This window comes from Bordetella genomosp. 13 (assembly GCF_002119665.1).
Taxonomy (GTDB): Bacteria; Pseudomonadota; Gammaproteobacteria; order Burkholderiales; family Burkholderiaceae_B; genus Bordetella.
In genome coordinates, this window is sequence record NZ_CP021111.1 from 3937398 (window position 1) to 3958543 (window position 21146).

At 67.7% G+C, this 21146-nt stretch carries 18 protein-coding genes; 10 read left to right on the plus strand and 8 right to left on the minus strand.

Annotated elements, in window-relative coordinates; translation table 11 throughout:
• Positions 1–362: 362 nt before the first annotated feature.
• A complete protein-coding gene (locus CAL15_RS17625; RefSeq protein ID WP_086079778.1) occupies positions 363–1055 on the plus strand; it encodes a DUF3313 domain-containing protein in 693 nt (230 codons plus the stop codon).
• A gap of 108 nt (positions 1056–1163) precedes the next feature.
• Positions 1164–2615: a DUF1254 domain-containing protein gene (locus tag CAL15_RS17630; RefSeq protein WP_086079779.1), complete on the plus strand. Its 1452-nt coding sequence runs from the start codon at positions 1164–1166 to the stop codon at positions 2613–2615.
• Positions 2616–2798: 183 nt separating this feature from the next.
• On the opposite strand, the gene CAL15_RS24790 is transcribed toward CAL15_RS17630, so the two are convergent.
• The 5 genes from CAL15_RS24790 to CAL15_RS17655 form a co-directional block, all read right to left on the minus strand.
• Complete coding sequence (locus tag CAL15_RS24790) at positions 2799–4430, minus strand: methyl-accepting chemotaxis protein (RefSeq protein ID WP_086079780.1); 1632 nt, start codon at positions 4428–4430, stop codon at positions 2799–2801.
• Between the two features lie 246 nt (positions 4431–4676).
• Positions 4677–5405: a class I SAM-dependent methyltransferase gene (locus CAL15_RS17640; RefSeq protein WP_086081167.1), complete on the minus strand. Its 729-nt coding sequence runs from the start codon at positions 5403–5405 to the stop codon at positions 4677–4679.
• 43 nt (positions 5406–5448) lie between these two features.
• The gene (locus CAL15_RS17645) at positions 5449–6303 is read right to left on the minus strand and encodes a DNA/RNA non-specific endonuclease (protein ID WP_086079781.1); all 855 of its coding nucleotides are present in this window, start codon (positions 6301–6303) and stop codon (positions 5449–5451) included.
• Between the two features lie 75 nt (positions 6304–6378).
• A complete protein-coding gene (locus tag CAL15_RS17650) occupies positions 6379–6750 on the minus strand; it encodes a hypothetical protein (protein WP_086079782.1) in 372 nt (123 codons plus the stop codon).
• Between the two features lie 63 nt (positions 6751–6813).
• Positions 6814–7224 (minus strand): RidA family protein, encoded by a 411-nt coding sequence (locus tag CAL15_RS17655; protein ID WP_086079783.1) that lies wholly within the window; start codon positions 7222–7224, stop codon positions 6814–6816.
• A 147-nt stretch (positions 7225–7371) separates the two neighbouring features.
• Between CAL15_RS17655 and CAL15_RS17660 the strand changes: the two genes are divergently transcribed.
• Positions 7372–8301: a LysR family transcriptional regulator gene (locus tag CAL15_RS17660; protein WP_086079784.1), complete on the plus strand. Its 930-nt coding sequence runs from the start codon at positions 7372–7374 to the stop codon at positions 8299–8301.
• Entirely contained in the window at positions 8298–12644 is a 4347-nt protein-coding gene (locus tag CAL15_RS17665; RefSeq protein ID WP_086079785.1) for a trifunctional serine/threonine-protein kinase/ATP-binding protein/sensor histidine kinase, read from the plus strand. Before CAL15_RS17660 ends, CAL15_RS17665 begins: the two co-directional genes overlap by 4 nt.
• Here CAL15_RS17665 and CAL15_RS17670 read toward each other — a convergent pair.
• The gene (locus CAL15_RS17670; protein ID WP_198299265.1) at positions 12641–13246 is read right to left on the minus strand and encodes a response regulator transcription factor; all 606 of its coding nucleotides are present in this window, start codon (positions 13244–13246) and stop codon (positions 12641–12643) included. The genes CAL15_RS17665 and CAL15_RS17670 overlap by 4 nt on opposite strands.
• A 370-nt stretch (positions 13247–13616) precedes the next feature.
• Between CAL15_RS17670 and CAL15_RS17675 the strand changes: the two genes are divergently transcribed.
• From CAL15_RS17675 to CAL15_RS17700, 6 genes are all read left to right on the plus strand, one after another.
• Positions 13617–14315, plus strand: coding sequence for a hydrolase (locus tag CAL15_RS17675; protein WP_086079787.1), 699 nt, complete (start codon positions 13617–13619; stop codon positions 14313–14315).
• A gap of 101 nt (positions 14316–14416) precedes the next feature.
• Positions 14417–15283, plus strand: coding sequence for an alpha/beta fold hydrolase (locus CAL15_RS17680; RefSeq protein ID WP_086079788.1), 867 nt, complete (start codon positions 14417–14419; stop codon positions 15281–15283).
• 85 nt (positions 15284–15368) lie between these two features.
• Positions 15369–17234: an amidohydrolase gene (locus CAL15_RS17685; RefSeq protein WP_086079789.1), complete on the plus strand. Its 1866-nt coding sequence runs from the start codon at positions 15369–15371 to the stop codon at positions 17232–17234.
• A 31-nt stretch (positions 17235–17265) separates the two neighbouring features.
• On the plus strand, positions 17266–18870 hold the full coding sequence (locus CAL15_RS17690) for an MFS transporter (protein WP_232468014.1): 1605 nt from the start codon (positions 17266–17268) through the stop codon (positions 18868–18870).
• A gap of 32 nt (positions 18871–18902) precedes the next feature.
• Entirely contained in the window at positions 18903–19178 is a 276-nt protein-coding gene (locus tag CAL15_RS17695) for a XapX domain-containing protein (RefSeq protein WP_086079791.1), read from the plus strand.
• Between the two features lie 59 nt (positions 19179–19237).
• The gene (locus CAL15_RS17700) at positions 19238–19621 is read left to right on the plus strand and encodes a response regulator transcription factor (RefSeq protein ID WP_086079792.1); all 384 of its coding nucleotides are present in this window, start codon (positions 19238–19240) and stop codon (positions 19619–19621) included.
• A 41-nt stretch (positions 19622–19662) separates the two neighbouring features.
• Here the strand turns inward: CAL15_RS17700 and CAL15_RS17705 are convergent, their stop codons facing one another.
• Together CAL15_RS17705 and CAL15_RS17710 are read right to left on the minus strand one after the other, a co-directional pair.
• Positions 19663–20322, minus strand: coding sequence for a hypothetical protein (locus CAL15_RS17705; RefSeq protein WP_086079793.1), 660 nt, complete (start codon positions 20320–20322; stop codon positions 19663–19665).
• Positions 20323–20431: 109 nt separating this feature from the next.
• On the minus strand, positions 20432–21025 hold the full coding sequence (locus tag CAL15_RS17710; RefSeq protein WP_086079794.1) for a BPSL1445 family SYLF domain-containing lipoprotein: 594 nt from the start codon (positions 21023–21025) through the stop codon (positions 20432–20434).
• Positions 21026–21146 lie beyond the last annotated feature (121 nt).

The window sequence follows — 21146 nt, forward strand, 5'->3', positions numbered from 1 at the left end:
TCCCGTCTACTAAATACAGCCGTAGCGCTTCAATCGGATTTGCGTGGAGATCGAGTGTGGGCTGGACAGTGCGGGAGGGACGACAACGTCGTTCCAGACCCCGGCACAAGCCATCGTTTTTCGTCGTTCTGACTACCCATGCAAGCCCCAGCCTTGACCCGCCGGATCGCCTTGGAATGAAAAAATACTAGTTTCCGGGCCTGGGACTTTCTTGCCATATTGCGCCAATTTCTTTGACGCAACAACAGGAAGATAGCCGTACGCACAACGGCGCAGCGTAGACTCCGTCACACTGCAGCCCGGACCGGGAGAGAGGCTGGCAGCGCCAGTTTTTCGGCCTAACGTTCCCGCCAAGGAAAGCGATGAAAATCAATAGCCCATTGCGTGCAATCTTTTGGGGGATATCGGCGGCGCTCCTCGTTTCAGCGTGCTCCACGGCGCCGTCACCGCAGGACTCAGGCTTTCTGCAAAAGGATTATGGCCTCCTGAAACAGGAGACCACACCCGATGGCGGTACTCGACGGGTATATGTGAGCTCCGCATTCACGCCCGCCAACTACAACGCTGTGTGGCTCGACCAGGTCGCGTATTACCCGGAACCTCAGCCCACCGAGAATGTGTCGATGGAGAACCTGACGCAGATTCGTAACGCCATCGACCAGTCGCTGCGGCACAAGATCGGTCGACAGGTTCGGTTGGTGGACCGTGCCAGTCCGGGCGTAGCGCACGTGCGCATTGCGATCACGGCTATCGGGGCGGAAAAGGAGGCCCTGAAGGCTTACCAGTACATCCCTATCGCGCTGGTATTGACCGGAGCAAAGGCGGCCCTGGAGGGCGGCATGCCGCGCGACGCCTCGATAGCCATCGAAACCCGGGTCACGGACAGCATGTCCGGAGAACTGCTGTACGCCGCCGTGCGTGGCGGTACCGGAGAACGGATCGCAAAGGCGACCCAGGACCAAGGCGGCGTTCAACTGTCCAACCTGCAAGCGCTTATTGATCAATGGAGTACGGGCGCTGCCGCCGAGGTCCGGACGTACGTCGCCGGAGGTTAAGACCGTCATCCCTGTCCACGCTGCACAAACGTCCACGCGCGCTAATCGCCTTACCCGAGACGTCTCGCAGCAGCATCGCACTTCACCAGACTATTGTTGGAGGGAAACATGAACCTTACGCGTCGCAACGTGAATGCGGCTGGGCTCGCCCTGCTGGCAGGAGCCACTTTAGGCACCACGGCCACCCCGTCGATCGCCGCAGAGGGAGTGGTGGCGGATTTGCCGGAAGGCATCGAGGATCTCGCGCTCGCCGTCGAGGCTTATATCTATGCTTACCCGCTGGTGACCATGGAGATCACCCGGCGGGTCATAACGAACGTGGCCGAGGCAAAGGGCAGCCGTGGCCCGATGGGACATGTGATCAAGCTGCGGCAGTATCCGGACGCCACCTTCCGCGACGTGACCGCGCCGAATGCCGATACCCTTTACACCACAGCATTCTTCGACGTGGGCGATGAACCGTGGGTGATCAGCCTGCCGGACATGAAGGATCGCTACGCGCTGTTCCCGATGCTGGACGGTTGGACAACAGTATTTGATGTCCCGGGAAAGCGCACAACAGGTACGGGCCCACAGACGTTCGTCGTGACGGGCCCAACGTGGAAAGGTTCGATTCCCGCAGGGATGACCCAATATAAATCGCCCACGAGCATCGTCTGGCTGCTGGGCCGCATCTACTGTACCGGCACGCCCGAAGACTACGCCGAGGTCCATAAGCTGCAGGATCAGGTGAAACTGGCTCCACTCAGTCAATGGGAAAAGGACTGGGTGGCGCCAGCAGGCAAGGTGGACCCCTCGATAGACATGAAGACGTCCGTCCGGGACCAGGTCAACCGGATGGACGCAATAGAGTACTTCACGCTGTTTGCCGAACTGCTGAAACGGAATCCGCCTACTGAAGCGGACGCCCCCATGCTGGCCAAGCTGGCCCCGCTGGGCATCGTGCCGGGTCAGGACTTCGATAAAAGCAGATTCCATCCGTCTTTGGTCAAGCGCGTACCCGAGCTGGCTTTTGGGCGCATCATGCTGCATTTCAAGGCTAGCGACGGCGACATCAAGGATATTGACGGCTGGGGCTTTACGACCAAGACGGGCATTTACGGCACCAACTATATCCAGCGCGCATTGATCACCGCGATCGGCCTGGGCGCGAATCGGCCGCAGGACGCGATCTACCCGACGTCGCTGAAATCGGGCAGCGGGCTCGTCAAGCGGGACTATATGGGATCCGAGAAGTATGTATTGACCTTCGAGAAAGGGCTCTTGCCGCCGGTATCGGGTTTCTGGTCATTGACCATGTACGACGCCAATTACTTCTTCGTCGACAACCCGCTCAACCGCTATTCGATCAGCGCGCGCCAGCCGCTGAAGGCAAAGCCCGACGGCTCGATCGATTTGTTGATACAGCAAGAGTCGCCGGGGCCCGAGCTGGAATCGAACTGGCTGCCTGCGCCGAAGGGAAGATTCATACTGATGATGCGCCTGTACTGGCCCAACGAAAGCCAGCCCTCCATCCTGGATGGATCCTGGACCATCCCGCCGGTACGAAAGGTCAGTTGACGGAGCGCGCATTTCTGTTCCGGCAATGCGACGAGCCCCGCGAAATGAACTGACCCCCAGAAGTTGGACAGTTCAAAAGCGGGGCTTGCACTTTCTGGCCATCGCGCCGTCTCTCCGACCCGTCGCAACCCGCCAGCACCGGCGCCGAATGCCTACATAGGCGCCCGGCCACTGTCCCAGCACTTACGCAGCCGCCAACTGCAGCGCCCCGGCCCCACCCTGCTCCAACCGCCCCGCGGGCGCATCGATCACCTGGCGCGACGCCAGCTTGAAAATCGCCACGGCTTCGCGCAGCTTCCCGGCCTGGTCTTCCAGCGAGGCCGCCGCGGCGGCGGCTTCCTCGACCAGCGCGGCGTTCTGCTGCGTGGCCGAGTCCATCTGCGAGACGGCCTGGTTGACCTGCTGGATGCCGGTGGACTGTTCTTCGGAGGCCGCGGAGATCTCGGCGATGATGTCGCTCACGCGGCGCACCGAATCGACGATCTCTCGCATGGTGGCGCCGGCGCTTTCCACCTGGCTGGAACCCTGCACCACCTTGCCGTTGGAGTCGTCGATCAGGGTCTTGATCTCCTTGGCGGCGCTGGCGCTGCGCTGGGCCAGGGCACGGACTTCCGAGGCCACGACGGCGAAGCCCTTGCCCTGCTCTCCGGCGCGTGCGGCTTCCACGGCGGCGTTCAAGGCAAGAATGTTGGTCTGGAAGGCGATGCCGTCGATGACGCCGACGATCTCGGCGATGCGGCGCGAGCTTTCCGAGATGTCGTGCATGGTTTCCACCACCTGGGCCACCGCATCACCGCCGCGGCGTGCGACGTCCGAGGCTTCCCGGGCCATCTGGTTGGCCTGGCGCGAGTGATCGGTGTTCTGGTGCACCGTCGAGGCCAGCTGCTCCATCGAGGCGGCGGTTTCCTCCAGCGAGGCGGCCTGCTCTTCGGTGCGCGACGACAGGTCGTTGTTGCCGGCCACGATCTCGCCCGAGCCGGCATAGATCTGGTCCACGCCTTCGCGCACGGTCGACACGGTGCGGATCAGGCTGTCCTGCATGCCTCGCAGCGCGGCGAACAACACTCCGATCTCGTTGCTGGACGCGACAGTGATGCGGCCGGTCAGGTCGCCCGCGGCGATGCGCTCGAAGATCTGCGCGGCCTGGCGCAGGGGCATGAACACGCGGCGGCTGAACATGGCGTACAGGCCGACGACGACCACCAGCACCACGAGGCCGCCGATGCTCATGACCGCCAGCGAGCGCGCGATGTTGGCCGATGCCTGGTCGGAGACTTCCTCGCCTACCTTGCTGGCGTAGTCGACATAGGCGAGCAGCGCGTTGGTGAAGACGGTGCCCATGGGCGTGACCTTCTGCTCGGTCAGGTCCAGGGACTTCTGCATGTCGCCGGCCATCGCGGCCGCGATCAAGGGATCGTAGGCCTGCTCGCGGTAGGCCCGGTACGCATTCATCATGTCGCGATACAGCGGAGCGCCGGCGGCCGAGGTGTCGGGCCGCGCCTCGAGACGCGCGATGTAGCCGTCGGCCCGTTCGTTGTAGGGCACGGCGCGCTGCGCCACCTTCCTGGCGCCCTCGATGTCGCCGTCCTTCATGCGGGCGATCGCGTTCATCACGGCAAGTCGTCCGCGCAAGAGCTCACTGGCCAGGCGATGAGCCTGGTCGCCGCGCACGACGTTGTTGTCCAGCAGTTCCTGAATGGCGGCACGGTTGTGCTCCAGCATGCGGTAGCCCGCGATGCCCGTGGCCAGGAACAGCACGAAGAAAATCCCCAACGCCAGCGTCAGGAGGTTACGGATGCTCAGGTTGGTCAACATGATGCCCAGGGTGTAGCGGTGGAGTGGAGCGCCGCCGAAGCGCTTGCGAGAGCAATGAATCTGTAAAGACAACTGCCCAAATCTACGGCGCGGCCTCCGGCAACTTAAGGGAAAACCCTAGATGACCAATGTCAAGATATCTCAAGACGATCCGCACGGCGTGGGCCCACGGCGGAAAACGACGGGCGCCCCTGTGCTGGCTGCCCACGCAACAGCCCGGCGGATTGCCTTCCGGTCCGCCAGTCTCTACCGGCTGACGGAGACCAGCAGCATCATGGGCCGCTCGACCTCGTCCTTCAGGCCAGGATCGGCCTCGATCTGCTCGGCCGAGGGCGCGAATTCCTCCACGGCCCGAATCGCGAATCCGGCGCGGATCAGCGTGTTCAACGTGGTACCGATGGTCCGGTGATACTTCAGCACGCCCTTTGCGAACCAGTCGGTGCGGCGCTCGCCCTCGATCGAATAGCGGCTGACCGGCCAGATCTTGCGCCCGGCGTCGTCCAGCATCCAGTCCGCGGCCTCGGCGGCCATGAAGATCGGGTGCTCGATGGTGAACACCATGCCCGCGCCCGGCGCCAAGGCGCGGTGCAGCGTGCGCACCAGCCGTTCGAAGTCGTTGATGTAATGGAACGTCAGCGCGCTGTACGCGAAGTCGAAGGCGGCCTGCGGCAGTTCGATCGTCTCGATGTCCGCGATGCGGTATTCGATGCCGGGATCCGAGGTATCCGCCCTGGCGCGGCGTATCATGTTTTCGGACAGGTCGATGCCGAGGACCGACGCCGCCCCCTGCCCGCGCATCCATCGCGACGCCCAGCCGAAGCCGCATCCCAGGTCGACCACGCGCCTGCCGACCAGGTCGGGCAGCATGGCCCTGATCGAGGGCCACTCCGGCGCGCCATCGAGGCCGCGCACCTGTCGCGGCAGCTGGCTGTAGCCTGCATAGAAGTCGGGATTGTCGTAGATGTTCTGTGCCATGAAAGTCTCCATCGCGTCAGTCGCCGGCCTGCACGACCTGCAGTCACCGTCCCGGCAACAGCCTCAGTCCCGTGCGCCTGACGAACTCGTCGTAGCCGATCGGCGGACCGACCTTCGCGCGGGCGTCGTTGGGCTGCCAGTGCACCCATGCCCGCCCGGTCACGGCATCGTAGACCACTTTGTAAACGTGGCTCGGCACGGCCACGCCGTCGCCGATGGTGCGCGGCCTGTCGCTGTACACGGGGCCCGTGAACACATACACGTCCCCACCCGCGCGCCGCACGTACTTCCGCGTGTCCTCCTCGATACGGCTCCACGGCCCGGAGTTCTGCGCGGGATTCTGCGGCACCATGTTGGCCAGCGAGAAGCTCTGCGCCATGGCCCTTTCGGTTGCCATGTTGGCGGCCGGCACCATGTGGCCGCGCGAATAGCCCGAGCCGCGGTAGTCGCTCAGCTCCGCGCGCTCGGCCCGCGGCAGGCGGGCCTCGGCATAGAAACTGTCAGTGCGCTCCTGCCCGGCCGCGCGCGCCAGGGTCTGGCGGTTCAACCTCTCGGCGACGAACACCGGGGTCTTGGTGCGGCCGTCATGCAGCACGGCGAAGCTGTCGAAGCACAGCTCGCGCAGCCTGCCCGACGCGGGGACCACGGGCGCGTTTCCGTTGGGGAAGAACTGGCGGCACGCCGTGAAGCGGGTCTGCACCAGCTCGCCGGCGGGCGCGGCGGCCGGCGCCGCGGCGGGCGGCACGCGCCAGTCCAGCCGCGCGAGCGCGCCCGAGTTGATCGCGTAAGTCCCGGCGCCGAACGCAGTGGCCGCCGAGAGGAACAGTGCGCGCAGGAACCGCCATGCGGGACCTGCCTTGCGCTTTGTAGAGGTACGTCTTTTCGGCACGGCGTGCATTGTAGACAAGCGCCGCGCATGCGCTGTCGGCCGGCCCCGTGCCGCGAGCGAACCTGCCGGATGCAGGGCACCCGCCTAAGTCGTGCAGCTGCGCAGCAGGTCTTCCAGCTGCGATTCGGAGACGCGCGCGTGGTCGAGTCCGCCGCTGTAGAACAGGGTCGACGAACCGCCCAGGGTGGGCTGGATGCGCACGAGGAAATAGTCCTGCCGCTCGGGATAGCGTTCGGCGTAGATGGTGATGTCGAGCCGCTTGGCGGCCGCATCCTCGACCACGTCGGCCCAGCGGGCCAGGTGGTCCATCCTGGGCTTCACGCATGCCGCCACGTCATCGGCCGAGCGTATCGACAGGAACAGGACGGGCTTGTTCGATTCCAGATCGCCCTGCCTCGCGCTGCCCGCACAGCCGGCCAGCGCCGCCAGCGCGACCATGGCCGCAATACGCTTCATCCCTGCTCCCAGATGATTGGATCGCGGCCAATATAGCGCAACGCGCCGGCCTCCCACGCCTGCTTACTGTGGGGCCCCTTCGGGCAACTTGGCGATCACCTTGATCTCGAAGTCGAAGCCGGCGAGCCACGTCACGCCGATGGCCGTGGCGGTCGGATACGGCGCCTTGCCCCAGTATTCGGGCACGATGTCGCGCCAGACCTTTTCGAAGTGTGTGGCGGGGTCGGTCATGAACACCGTGACGTCCAGCACGTCTTCGAAGGTGCAGCCCGCCGCGGCCAGCACGGCATTGAGGTTCTCGAAGGCGCGCCGCACCTGGGCTTCCAGTCCCGGCTCGGGCGAACCATCCTCCCGGCTGCCCACCTGTCCCGAGACGAACAGCAGGCCGTTGGACCGCACCGCGGGCGAATAACGGTGGGCTTCGTAAAGCGCATGGCGGTTGGCAGGGAAGACGACGTCGCGAGTAGTGGCCATGTTCGATTCTCCATTTGTGATTTGCCGGCCGGGTCGGCCGGGCGCGTGATTCCACTGTACGCATCGCCAAGGTGCTGATAAACACGGCAGGCCGCGCTGGACTATTTGTAGAATCCAAACAATCAGACCCAGACAGGAGCCCGGGCGATGGACCGGTTCGATGCGATGCAAGCCTTCGCGCGCGTGGTGGAGACGGGCAGCTTCACCAAGGCGGCCGACACGCTGCACATGAGCAGGACCAGCGTGACGCAGTTGGTGCAGCAACTCGAGGCGCGGCTGCGCGTCAAGCTGCTGAACCGCACCACGCGCAAGGTCAACGTCACGGCCGACGGCGCCGCCTATTACGAGCGCGTCGTACGTCTCCTGGCCGACATGGACGACGCCGAGACCAGCCTGTCCAGCGCCTCGGCCGCGCCGCGCGGGCGCCTGCGGGTCGATGTGCCCAGTCCGTTCGCGCGCATGATCCTGATCCCCGCACTGCCGGCCTTCCATGAGCGCTACCCCGACATCCAGTTCGACATGGGCGTCAGCGATCGCGTGGTGGATCTGATCGGCGAGAACGTGGATTGCGTCGTGCGCGGCGGCGCAGTCACCGAGCAATCGCTGGTGGCGCGGCACGTGGGCGACCTGCGGCTGGCGGTGTATGCGGCGCCCGCCTATCTTCAGCGCGCGGGCACGCCGGACCATCCGCGCGATCTCGAGGACACGCACCATCGCATCGTGGGGTTTCTGTGGGCCCGCAGCGGCAAGCCCGTGCCCTATGCCATGCACCGCGACGATGAAAGCCTGAACGTGCATGGCCGCTACGTGCTGGCGGTGGACGACGGCAACGCCTATGTCGAGGCCGGGCTGGCGGGCCTGGGCGTGCTGTGGCTGCCCGATTACATGGCTCGCGGCGCCGTGGCGCGCGGCGAGCTGGTGCCCTTGTTCGAGAACTGGCGGCTCGATCCCATGCCGATGTACGTGGCCTTTCCGCCCAACCGGCACGTCAGCGCCAAGCTGCGCGTGTTCATCGACTGGATCGTGGCGCTGATGGCGAAGCATGCGCCGGTACAGCGACGGGAAGTCCGCCGATGATGAACCCCTTGCGCCCGCCCATGCCGCCCGCCGCCTTCGGCTTGCGCACGGAACCGGCCAGGCGCGGCGGGCCGGCCGCGCTGTACGGCCGGGAAGCCTCGCTGCGCCTGCTGGTCGATGCCCTGGCCCGCGTGCGCGGCCGGGGTGAGGCCGAGCTCGTGCTGATCAGCGGACCCTCCGGGTCGGGAAAGTCCGCGTTGGCCGAATCCCTGGCGCATGCCGGCGGTCCGGCCCGCCACGCGGCCGGCAAGAGCGACCTGCAGCAGCGCGACATTCCCTATGCGCCGCTGGCGCAGGCGCTGTCCACCCTGACGCGCCGGGCCCTGGTGGCGCCGCCCGCCGAGCGCGAGGCGCAGCGCACGGCCTGCCTGGCGGCGCTGGCCGGCCAGGGCCGCGCCGTGGCGGAGATCGTGCCCGAGATCGTCGAACTGATCGGCCCGACCGCCCCGCTGCCCAACGTGCCGGCGCCGCAGGCGCAGCAACGCGCGCTGGACGCCGTGCTGGCCACCTTGGGCGCCTTCGCCAGCCCGGCCGCGCCGCTGGTGCTGCTGCTGGACGACATCCAGTGGGCCGACGGTTCCACGGTGGCGCTTCTGCAGGCCTTCATGACGCGTCCGCCGCGCCATGTGCTGGTCCTGGCCACGCTGCGGGACGGCGGCTCGGCCGGCGTGTCGCCGGGCCTGGGCTGGCTCGACCACGCCCATCGCGCCCACACGCTGCCCATCACCCGGGCCGCCCTGGCGCCGCTGGATGAATCCGCGCTGTGCCGCATGGTGGCCGCGCGATTGGACGCGGATCCCGCGCGCATCGGCTCCCTGGCAGCCGCCATGCATCGCATCACGGGCGGCAATCCGTTCTTCGTGCAGCAACTGCTGCGCGCCCTGCTGCAGGACGGCGTGCTGCGGCAACAGGCACGGGGATGGACCTGGGACGAATCCGCGCTAGCGCAACGTTATCCGCCCAGCCTGACGGCCCTGATGGCGCAGCGCTTCGCCCTGCTGCCGCCGGCGGGCACGGCGCTGATGGCGCACCTGGCCTGCCTGGGTACGCGCGGCCGCACGCGGCTGCTGGCGCGCATCGCCGCCCGCGACGAAGCCGAGGTCGCCATCGAGCTTGCCCCACTGGTGCAGGCCGGGCTGCTGGTGCGCGACGGCGACAGCTACGCCTTCCTGCACGACCGCGTGCTGGAGGCCGCCTACGCCATGATCCCGCAAGACGAGCGCGCCGGCCGCCACGCCCGCATCGCCGACGCCATGCTGGAGCTGTACGGCGACCAGCTGGCGGCGCATGCCTTTGACGTGTGCAATCAGATCGAACGGTCCGCGGGCCACGAACCCACCGAACCGCAGCGGGTGGCGTATGCGCGTGCCCTGGTGGCCGCGGGCCGGCGCGCCAAGAACGCGGCGGCGCTGGCGCAGGCCGTCAGGCACGTGGATGCCGCGCATGCGCTGATGCGGCCCGACTGGTGGCAACGCCACGAATGCGTGGCCTACGACGCCACGCTGCTGCGCTGCGAATGCCTGATGGCGCAGGCCGACCTCGCGCGCGCCGAACAGGAGATCGACGTCCTGCTGACCCGCTCCCTGCCCGTGACGGACCGCGCCGCCGTGTACCGCCTGAAGGCGGCGCTGCAGACCGTGCAGTCGGACTACGAAAGCGCGATCAACACCGCGCTGGCGGGACTGGCCATGCTGGACGTGCATCTGCAGCGCGGCCCCGGGCAAGAGGAACTGCGCCGCGCCTACGACGCGGTGCTGCGCGCGCGCGGCTCGCGCACCATCGCCGACCTCGCCGCGCTGCCGCCCACGGACGACCGGCGCATCCAGGCCGCGATGGGCCTGCTGTCCACGCTGATCTCTTCTCTGTTCGTCACCGACGGCCTCAGTTTCCTGCACACGGCCAAGATGGTCGAGCTGACGCTGGACCATGGCGCCACGCCGGAATCGGCATACGGCCTGTCCTGGTTCGGCGTCTTCATCGCCGGCCTGTATGGCGAATACGAGGACGGGCTGGCCTATGGCCTGGCCGCCATGGAACTGATCGAGCGCCGGGGATACGAGGCCGAGCGCATCGCCACGCTGGTGGCGGTGGACCAGGTCAGCCCCTGGACCCGCCCGTTGTGGTTCGCGCTGGAGCATGCGCGCAAGGCGGTGCAGCAGGGCCGCGCGTCCGGCGACGTGGGCATGGCCTGCTATGCCGGCAACCACATCGTCTCGGATCTGCTGGCCATGGGGCAGCAGCTGCGGCTGGTGGACGAAGAGATCGAGCACGGGCTGGCTCTGACCCGGCTGGTGCGGTATGCGGACATCGAGCACATCCTGCATGCGCAGCAGTGCTTCGTCAGGCGCCTGCGCGGATCGGCGGCAGGCGCCGCCGCGGGGTCCGGCGCGTCGGCAGGCCCGGCCATCTGCGTGGACGACGCGGTCCCGCTGGCCGAACGGCTGACGCTGAGCCGCTCGCAGCCCACGCGCTTCTGGATGGCCCTGTACGAAGGCATGGCGCACGCGTACCTGGGCGCATGGGACGACGCGCTGCCCGCGCTGGCAATTGCCGACGACCTGGCTTGGTCGGCGCCGGCACACATCAACGTGGCCGATGGAAAATTGTTCCTGGCCTTGGCGCTGGCCCGCGCGCGCAACAGCGGCGATCCGGCCGCGCGCGATGCCAGGATGGCGTCGTGCCGCGCGGCGTTCGAACGCTGGGCGGCGCTGAACCCGCTGACTTTCCGCAGCAAGCTGATGCTGATCGACGCCGAGCTGGCCCGTGTGCGCGGCGAACCGCTGGCAGCCCTGGAGTGCTACGAGCACGCGGCGCAGGCCGCGCAGACCGCCGGCTTTCCGCACGACCTGGCGCTGGCGCACGAATTCGCCGCGCAGCTGTGCGATGCCCACGGCCTGCGCACCGCGGCGGGCCAGCACGTGCGCGCCGCGCTGGCGGGCTATCGGCGCTGGGGCGCGGAGCACAAGGTCGCCATGCTGGCGCGCATCTATCCCGACAGACTGACCGACGCCGCAACGCGGGACGGCGATGCGAGGACGGGCGGCAGGACCGATTGGGAAAGCGGCCTGAAGGCGGCGCAGGCGTTGTCCGGCGAGATGGTGATGGACCGCCTCATCGAGGCGCTGATGACCAACATTGTGAAGCACGCGGGCGCGCAATACGGCCTGTTGCTGTTGATGCGGCCCGAAGGCCCCATGATCGAGGCATCGGCCCGGGAGATCGCGGGCACGGTGTCGGTGCACCTGGGCCCCATCGCTCCCACGGAACACGCATTGCCCTTGTCCGTGCTGCGCAGCGTGCTGCGCACCCGCCAGACCCTGGTACTGGCCGACGCCACGCTGCAGGCTCCTTCGCTGCAGGACCTGCCCGATGCGCCGCGGCTGCTGCGCTCGGTGATGTGCCTGCCGCTGCTGCGCGGAGGAGAGCTCATCGGCGTTTTCTATCTCGAGAACAACGCGGCGGCAGGCGTATTCGACGAGGCCCGCAGCGCCGCGCTTGAAGTGCTGGCGCCTCAACTGGCCATTACGCTGCAGACGGCGCAGCTGTACGAGCAGCTGCTGGACGAGAACGGGCGCCGCGCGCGCGCCGAGCTGGACCTGCGCAATGCCCGCGCCGAACTGGCTCGCACCTCGCACCTGACGGTCATGGGCAACCTGGCGGCCTCCATCGCCCACGAGGTCAACCAGCCGCTGACCGCCATCGTGGCCTCGGTGGACGCCAGCGTGCGTTGGCTGCGCCGTGCCGTGCCGGACATCCGCGAGGCGCTGGAAGACATGGGCAACGTGAAGCAGAATGCCCTGCGCGCCGCGGAGATCATCCGCGCGCTGCGGGCCCTGGCCAGGCAGGCGCCCGCCGTGCTTGCGCCGCTGCGGCCCGATGTCATGCTGCGCGAAGTGCTGGAGATGGTGCGCTGGGACATCGAGGCGCGCGAGGTGCGCCTGCACGCTCGCCTGCAGGCCGGCGAGGCCCGCGTGGAAGCCGACCGGGTGCAATTGCAGCAGGTCATGCTGAATCTCATCACCAACGCGCTGGACGCCATGGCCGACACCCAGGCGGACCAGCGCGAACTGGAGGTCGCGTCCACGCTGCGTGACGGCCACGTCGAGATCAGCGTGAACGACCGCGGCCCCGGCGTGGACGCCGAAGCATTGCCGAAGATATTCGACGCGTTCTACACCACCAAGCCGCACGGCATGGGCATGGGATTGGCGATATGCCGGTCCATCGTCGAGGCGCACGGAGGCACGCTGGAGCCGCGTGCCCGCGCCGGCGGCGGCACTGCGTTCTGGTTCCGGCTGCCCGCGGTCCTGGACAGCGCCGCCGACCCGGCCCGGCCCGGCTAATCGGAAGCCCGCACCCCCAGCTGCTGCGCCATCAGCACCAGGTCGGCGAAGGTGCGCGCCTTCATCTTGCGCATGGCCTGGCCGCGATGGATCTTCACGGTGACCTCGCTGATGCCGATCTCGGCGGCAATCTGCTTGTTGAGCAGGCCGCGCACCGCATGGCCCATCACTTCGGCCTCGCGCGGGCTGAGGCTTTGATGGCAGGCGCGCAATTCGTCGAGGCGGCGCTCGCCCTGGCGCCGCGCGCGATCCTTGTCCAGCGCCGCGGCCACGGCGTCCAGCAGGTCCTGGTCTCGAAACGGCTTGGTGATGAAATCCACGGCGCCCGCCTTCATGGCGGTGACGGTCATGGCGATGTCGCCGAAGCCGGTCATGAAGATGATGGGAATCCGCGCGCCCGACTGGGCAAGGCGGCCCTGCAGGTCGAGGCCGCTGGGGCCGCGCAGCCGCACGTCCAGCACCAGGCAGCTGGGCACGTCGGGCAGGTGTTCCTGAAGCAGATCGGCCGCGGAGGCATACAGCCGCACCTTCATGCCGACGGACCGCATCAGGCTGCCGAGCGCCTGGCGCAGCGCGGGATCGTCATCCACGATCAGCACCATGGCATCGTCATGGCAGACCGCGTCCAAGGAATCCAGGGTGGCGGACGTCACGATGTTCTCTCCGGCTCGCAGGCTCTGGCGGCGGCAAAGGCAGGATGCAGGCCATCGGCCACCGGCTGAAGCAGCGGATTATATAGGCCGGCACATGGGCCAGAGAGGGACTAATACTTTGGGATTACCCATGCTGCCCGGGCCGCCGGCAGGGCCGCGCATACGTCCGCCTCCCGGGTAATACCAACGAACAATGGATGGGGCGAACGGGCCTCTCTAGTCTTGCGCCTGTCGCGTCGCCACTCGCGTCGACGACCCCCACGCCGCGGCCCGCGCGCGCCAGTGCGCCGCCACCCTCAATACCTTCCGGAATTGCGTCATGTCCAATCCCAAGCTCGAAGTGCTGACCCCGCATAACAGCCAGCTCATCATCATCGACCACCAGCCGCAGATGGCCTTCGGCGTGCAGTCGATCGACCGCCAGACGCTGAAGAACAACACCGTGGGCCTGGCCAAGGCCGCCCGCGTGTTCGACATTCCCACCATCATCACCACGGTCGAATCCGAGTCGTTCTCGGGCTACACCTATCCCGAACTGCTGGATGTCTTTCCGGACCACAAGCTGCTGGAACGGACCTCGATGAACTCGTGGGACGACCAGAAGGTGCGCGACGCGCTGGCCGCCAACGGCCGCAAGAAGGTGGTCGTGGCCGGCCTGTGGACCGAGGTGTGCAATACCACCTTCGCGCTTTGCGCCATGCTGGAAGGCGGCTACGAGATCTACATGGTGGCCGACGCTTCGGGCGGCACCTCGAAGGAAGCCCACGACTATGCCATGCAGCGCATGGTGCAGGCCGGCGTCGTGCCGGTGACGTGGCAGCAGGTGCTGCTGGAATGGCAGCGCGACTGGGCCCGCCGCGACACGTACGACGCCGTGATGGAACTGGTGAAGGAGCATTCGGGCGCCTACGGCATGGGCGTGGACTATGCCTACACCATGGTCCACAAGGCGAAGCAGCGCACTTCCTCGCAGCACGAAGCGCTTGCGCCCGTGCACGCTCCGGTGACGGAGCGCTGAGCACCAGGCCGCCGCCCCGCGCGGCGGCCTTTTTTCCGATGCGTGCCCGGCCACGGCCGGTGACTGACCCGCCTTACCCACTCAACCTTAGGCTGCCCGACATGACTACCCACTCTGATACGCAGACCTCGAGCGCTACGCGGCTTGGCTCTTTCGTCACCGCCAAGGACGGCGCCCGCATCTACTACAAGGACTGGGGCGCCGGCCGCCCCGTCGTGTTCTCGCATGGCTGGCCGCTGAACGCCGACGCCTGGGACGCCCAGATGCTGTTCCTGGCGCAGAACGGCTTTCGCGTCATCGCGCACGACCGCCGCGGCCACGGCCGCTCGGACCAGCCCGCCGAGGGTAACGACATGGACACCTATGCCGACGACCTGGCCGCGCTGCTCGAGGCGTTGGACCTGCGGGACGCCACGCTGGTGGGCCACTCCACCGGCGGCGGCGAGGTCGCGCACTACATCGGCCGCCACGGCACCGGCCGCGTCGCCGGCGCGGTGCTGATCGGCGCGGTTCCTCCCATCATGATCAAGAGCGATGCGAATCCCGGCGGCGTGCCCAGGGAGGTGTTCGACGGGATCCGCAAGGGCGTGACCGACAACCGCTCGCGCTATTACCGGGAACTGGCGGTGCCGTTCTTCGGCTTCAACCGCCCCGGCGCGACGCCGGACCAGGGCATCATCGATGCCTTCTGGGCGCAGGGCATGGCCGGCGGCATCCTGGGCCAGTACCTGTGCATCCACGAGTTCTCAGAAGTCGACTACACGGCCGACCTGCGGAAGTTCGACGTGCCCACGCTGATCCTGCATGGCGACGACGACCAGATCGTGCCGATCGACAATTCGGGCCGCCTGTCGGCCGAGCTGGTGAAGGATGCGACCTTGAAGGTATATGCCGGCGCTCCGCACGGCATGTGCGTGACCCACGCCGACAGGATCAACCAGGACCTGCTGGAATTCCTGAACCGCTGAAGCTCCGCGTGCGCCCGTGCATGGCGCATGCTCGTATCGCGCGGCCGCGCCAAGGCGCGGCCGCCTCCCATCGAGATCCCACGCGATGAATGCCACTCCCACGCCCGACCTGATCCTGTTCAACGGCAAGTTCACCACGCTGGACCGCGCCTGCCCCGAAGCCGACGCGGTCGCCATCCTTGACGGCCGCTTCAGCGCGGTGGGCCGACGCGACGACGTCATGCGGCTGGCCGGCGCCGACACGCAGATGCTGGATCTGCAGGGCCGCCGCGCGATCCCTGGCTTGATCGACAGCCACATGCACATCATCCGCGGCGGACTGAACTACAACATGGAACTGCGCTGGGACGGCGTGCGCTCGCTGGCCGAGGCCATGCGCATGCTGAAGGAACAGGCCGCTCGCACGCCCGCGCCGCAATGGGTGCGCGTGGTGGGCGGCTTCACCGAACACCAGTTCGCCGAGAAGCGCCTGCCCACGCTGCACGAGCTGAACGCAGCGGCTCCGGACACGCCGGTGTTCATCCTGCACCTTTACGACCGGGCCATGCTGAACGCGGCCGCGCTGCGCGCGGTGGGCTACACCAAAGACACGCCCAACCCGCCCGGCGGCGAGATCGTGCGCGACGCGCAGGGCAATCCCACCGGGCTGTTGCTGGCCAAGCCCAACGCCACGATTCTCTATTCGACGCTGGCCAAGGGACCGAAGCTGCCGCCCGACTACCAGAAAAACTCCACCCGGCATTTCATGCGCGAAGTGAACCGCCTGGGCGTGACCGGCGTGATCGACGCGGGCGGAGGATTCCAGAACTATCCCGACGATTACCGGATCATCGAGGAACTGCACCGTGAAGGCCACCTGACGGTGCGCCTGGCCTACAACCTGTTCACGCAGAAGCCCAAGGAAGAACTGGCCGACTTCCGGAACTGGACCGGCAAGGTGCGTCCGGGCCAGGGCGACGACCTGTACCGCCACAACGGCGCGGGCGAGATGCTGGTCTACACGGCGGCCGACTTCGAGAACTTCCGCGTCGAGCGCCCCGACATGCCGCCCTCGATGGAAGCCGACCTGGAGCCGGTGGTGCGTCTGCTGGCCGAGAAGCGCTGGCCATGGCGGCTGCACGCCACCTACGACGAGACCATCTCGCGTGCGCTGGACGTGTACGAGAAGGTCGCGCGCGACGCGCCGTTCGAAGGCCTGAACTGGTTCTTCGATCATGCCGAAACCATCTCCGACCGCAACATCGACCGCATCGCCGCGCTGGGCGGCGGCATCGCCGTGCAGCACCGCATGGCCTACCAGGGCGAGTACTTCGTCGAACGCTACGGCTCGCTCGCGGCCGAGGCCACACCCCCGATCCGTCGGATGCTGGAACGCGGCGTGAAGGTCGGCGCAGGCACCGACGCCACGCGCGTGGCCTCGTACAACCCATGGGTGTCGCTGTACTGGCTGACCACCGGCAAGACGGTGGGCGGCATGCAGCTCTATCCGCAGGCCAACGTGCTGGACCGCGAGACCGCGCTGCGGCTGTGGACGGAGGCCAATACGTGGTTTTCGTCCGAGACCGGCAAGAAGGGCCGCATCCAGCCGGGCCAGCTCGCCGACCTGGCAGTGCTGTCCGCCGACTACTTCAGCGTGCCCGGTGACGAGATCCAGGACATCACCTCGGTGCTGACGCTGCTGGGCGGCAAGGTGGTTCACGGCGATGGCGACTACAGCGACCTGGCGCCGGACCTGGCGCCGCCCATGCCCGACTGGTCGCCGGTGCGGCACGTGGGCGGCTACCAGGCCCGCGCCACCGCCACGCGCCGCGCCATGACGCCCATGTGCGGCTGCGCCAGCCAATGCGGCGTGCACGGCCACGCGCATGCACGGGCGTGGAACTCGCATGTGCCGACGTCCGAGGCGGGCTCGTTCTGGGGCGCGCTGGGCTGCTCGTGCTGGGCATTCTGATGCCTGCCCGGACCACTGACATCCCATGACGATGAGCACCTCCCCGAACCCCGCCCCCCAGCGGCCTTTCGCCCCGCTGGGGCACGCCACCTTCGCCGTGCTGTGGGTGGCGACCATACTGGGCAATGTCGGCAGCTTCATGCGCGACGTGGCCAACGCCTGGCTCGCCACCGAGCTATCCAGCTCGCCAGCCGCCGTGGCCGCCATCCAGGCGGCCGCCACCCTGCCCGTGTTCCTGCTCGCCATCCCGGCGGGCGTGCTGTCCGACATCCTGGACCGGCGCCGCTTCCTGATCGTCATCCAGGTGGGCCTGGGACTGGTGAGCGGCACCTTGATGATGATGGCATGGCGCGGCACGCTGACCATCGAGGTGTTGATCGGCATGGCGTTCCTGGGTGGCATAGGCGCGGCCATGATGGGGCCTACCTGGCAGTCCATCGTGCCCGAGCTGGTGCCTCAGCGCGAGATGCGCAGCGCCGTGGCGCTGAACGCGTTGGGCGTGAACATCGCGCGCGCCATCGGTCCCGCCACCGGGGGCCTGTTGCTGGCGGCCTTCGGCGCGGCGGCCACCTACGCCGTGGACTTCGTCAGCTATGTCGTGGTGATCGGCGCCCTGCTGTGGTGGCGCCGCGCTCCGCGCGCCAGCGACCCGCTGCGCGAGCATTTCTTCGGCGCCTTGCGCGCGGGCCTGCGGTACACGCGCGCCCACAGCAAGCTGCACGTGGTGCTGCTGCGCGCGGCGGTGTATTTCGCGTCGGGCAGCGCCATCTGGGCACTGCTGCCATTGGTGGCGCGCCAACTGCTGGAGGGCGGCGCGGGGTTGTACGGCCTGCTGCTGGGCACGGTAGGAGCCGGCGCCATCGCGGGTGCGCTGCTGCTGCCCCGGTTGCAGACGCTGCTGGACGCCGACGGCCTGATCCTGGCGGCGGCGCTGGCCACGGCATTGTCCATGGGCATGCTTAGCCTGGCCCCGCCGCTGTGGCTGGCGCTGGCGCTGTTCCTGCTGCTGGGCGTGGCCTGGATCTCGGCGCTCACGACGTTGGGCGGCGCCGCGCAGGCCATCCTGCCGGACTGGGTACGAGGCCGCGCGCTCGCGGTCTACCAGATGGTGTTCAACGGCGCGCTGGCCGGCGGCAGCCTGGCATGGGGCGCGGTAGCGCAGGGTACCAACGTTGCCACGGCATTGCTCGCGGCGGCGGCCGTGCTGGTGGCCAGTTCGCTGCTGGCCCATCGTGTGCGACTGCCGCGCGGCGAGGAAGACCTGGCGCCAGCGCAGGCCTGGCCTGAACCGCAGATGGCGGCCGGGATCGCGCATGACCGTGGCCCGGTGATGATCCAGATCGAATACCGCGTGGCGCACTCCGACCGCCAGCAGTTCCTGCGCACGGTCCATCGGTTGTCCGAAGAAAGACGGCGCGACGGCGCGTTCAACTGGGGCGTGATGGAAGACTCGGCGGACCCCGAGCGTCTGGTGGAATGGTTTCTGGTCGAGTCGTGGGCCGAGCACATGCGCCAGCACCGCAGGGTCCATCACGCCGACGCCGACCTGCAGCGCGAACTGCTGCGCTTTCATCGCGGCGACGCGCCACCGCGGGTCGAGCACCTGCTGGGGCTGCCCCTGCCGCCGAGCCGCTGATCCCGTAATCCCGTATTCACGGAATGCCATCCATGAAGCTCTATCTGGTATCGCTGGGCGCCGGCATCCTCGTCGGCATCATCTACGCGCTGATGCAGGTGCGGTCGCCCGCCCCGCCCGTGGTCGCGCTGGTCGGCCTGCTGGGCATGCTGATCGGCGAACAGGTCGTGCCGCCGGCACGCCGCTTGCTTGCCGGAGAGCCGGTGACCGTGTGCTGGTTCAAGAAGGAGTGCGTGCCGCGCATCACCGGTGTCGCGGATGCCCCGCCCGCCGTCGCGCCCGCGGCTCCCCCCGCGGACAAGACATGAGAGGCGGCCGACGGGCGGCGGCATGCGGTTCCGCGTACGCAACGACAAGGACGAACCGCGTGACTGCCATACCCGTCATCGCCATCGTGGACGACGATCCCGCGGTCCGCATGGCGCTGGGCCGCCTGTTGCGGTCGATAGACCTGGACGTGCGGCTATACGACAAGGGCGAGTCATTGCTGGACGACGCCGGCGCGCCGGCCTTGGATTGCATCGTGACCGACGTGCGCATGCCGGGCGTCAGCGGCTTCGACTTGTGTTCGGCATTGCGTCGGCGCGGCATGGACATGCCGGTCATCTTCATGACCGCCTTCGCACAGGATGGCTTCGCATCGCGTGCCGAGCAGGCGGGCGCCACGTGCATCATCCAGAAGCCATTCGCCGCCACCGAACTGCTTTCGTGCATCGAGCGGGCGCTGGGACGCGAAGCTGACCGCGGCTGAGACCGCCCGGCGCGTGGGGCATGGCCACATAGGCGCCGCTGCTATTGCGGATCTTCCCCGCCGCCGGCGCCCGACACCGTACCGCCCTCGAGGGTACCCAGGCCGGCCAGCACGTCGTAGCAGCGCGACTCGAGTTCCTCGGCCGCGGCCAGGCGCTGCGGCGAGTCCTCGTCCACGGCGCTGCGGCAGCGCAGGCCCACCGCCACGGCCGGCGCCAGCGCGCTGCCTTCCTGAGCGACGCCCTTCACGCTGATGAACTGGATGTAGTGATACCGCTTGCCGGCGTCCAGCGCGGTATAGATCAGTTGCGCACCGCCCGCCTCGAACTCCATGCCGGGCATGCTCTGGACCTCGCGCATGGTCTGCTGGATGGCTTCGTCGCTGGCCTGTTCCAACGCCCTGGCCTCCTCGGCCGGCAGGTCGGCGAAACGCACCGACCGGGCGAGCAGGTCGAGCGACACCCGGGCCGCCGCGAACTGTCCCGCCGCGGCCTTCAGCGGGAAGCGATATTCCGTATAGCGCTTGCCGTTTTCTTCGCGTTGCGAAACCTGGGTCCAGTCCGAAGGCGGCTGGATCGCGGGCTTGCCGTTGGCCATGTACAACCGCGCGGGATTCGCATCGGCGGACCAGGCCGGCGCTGCGGAAGCCAGCAGGCCGACGGCGAAGGCGGAGGCAAGAACGGTACGGGGCAAGGCGGACATATGGGCGCGGCACGGGGCCATGGGCCTGGACATGTCGCGATGATAGCCGAGCGCCAGCCGCCCCGACTGCCGCTGCAACCGGGCGGTGTGGCCGCCCGGTCCCCGCGCATTACAGCGACGTATCGCGGGTGATCTTGCTGCCGTCGATCGACACGCCAGCCATCAGGCCGGCATTGTTCAGCTGGAAGCCGACGATCGACTGCTTGTAGGTGTTGCTGTCGATACTGCCGTTGGCGCCGATCTTGGCGATGGCCACGTTGGCATCGGCACCGACTGTCCAGCCGTTGCTGGCGCGGAACTGCTTCAGCGCCTCGTCCGTCATGAACAGCAGCACGGTGGCGCGCGACTGGGCCCCCGCCTGGAAGCCGATCGAACCGCCGGCGGTCGTGTAGTAGGACACCGGCTGGCCGCCGACGCGCAGCACGCCCTTTCCGTATTCGCCGGCCACGATGAACCCGCCGCCGATCACGTCCGGAAAGACCAGGACGCCCTTGGCGCGTTGAACCAGTTCACGCGACTGCGGCGCGGACTGGTACAGCTTGGACAGCGTCGCGTCCGCGGCGGAATTGATCGAGGAGCGCTGCTGCGCCGGGGTCGCCGAGGCCTGCTGGGTGTTGGTGGTGCAGCCCGCGAACGTCAGGCCAGCCAGGGCGACGGTGGCCGCAGCCAGGCTGGTACGGCGCAGAGAGAAAGATCCAAACATGGTGCTTCTCCTTAGTCAGTGGGCGATCCACTTCGTTAATGGGGTGCGATCCACTCTACTCCGCGTGTCTGTTACTGGCGTGAGCAGGCCCTTACATAAGGCCAGAAAACGCAACTAAACC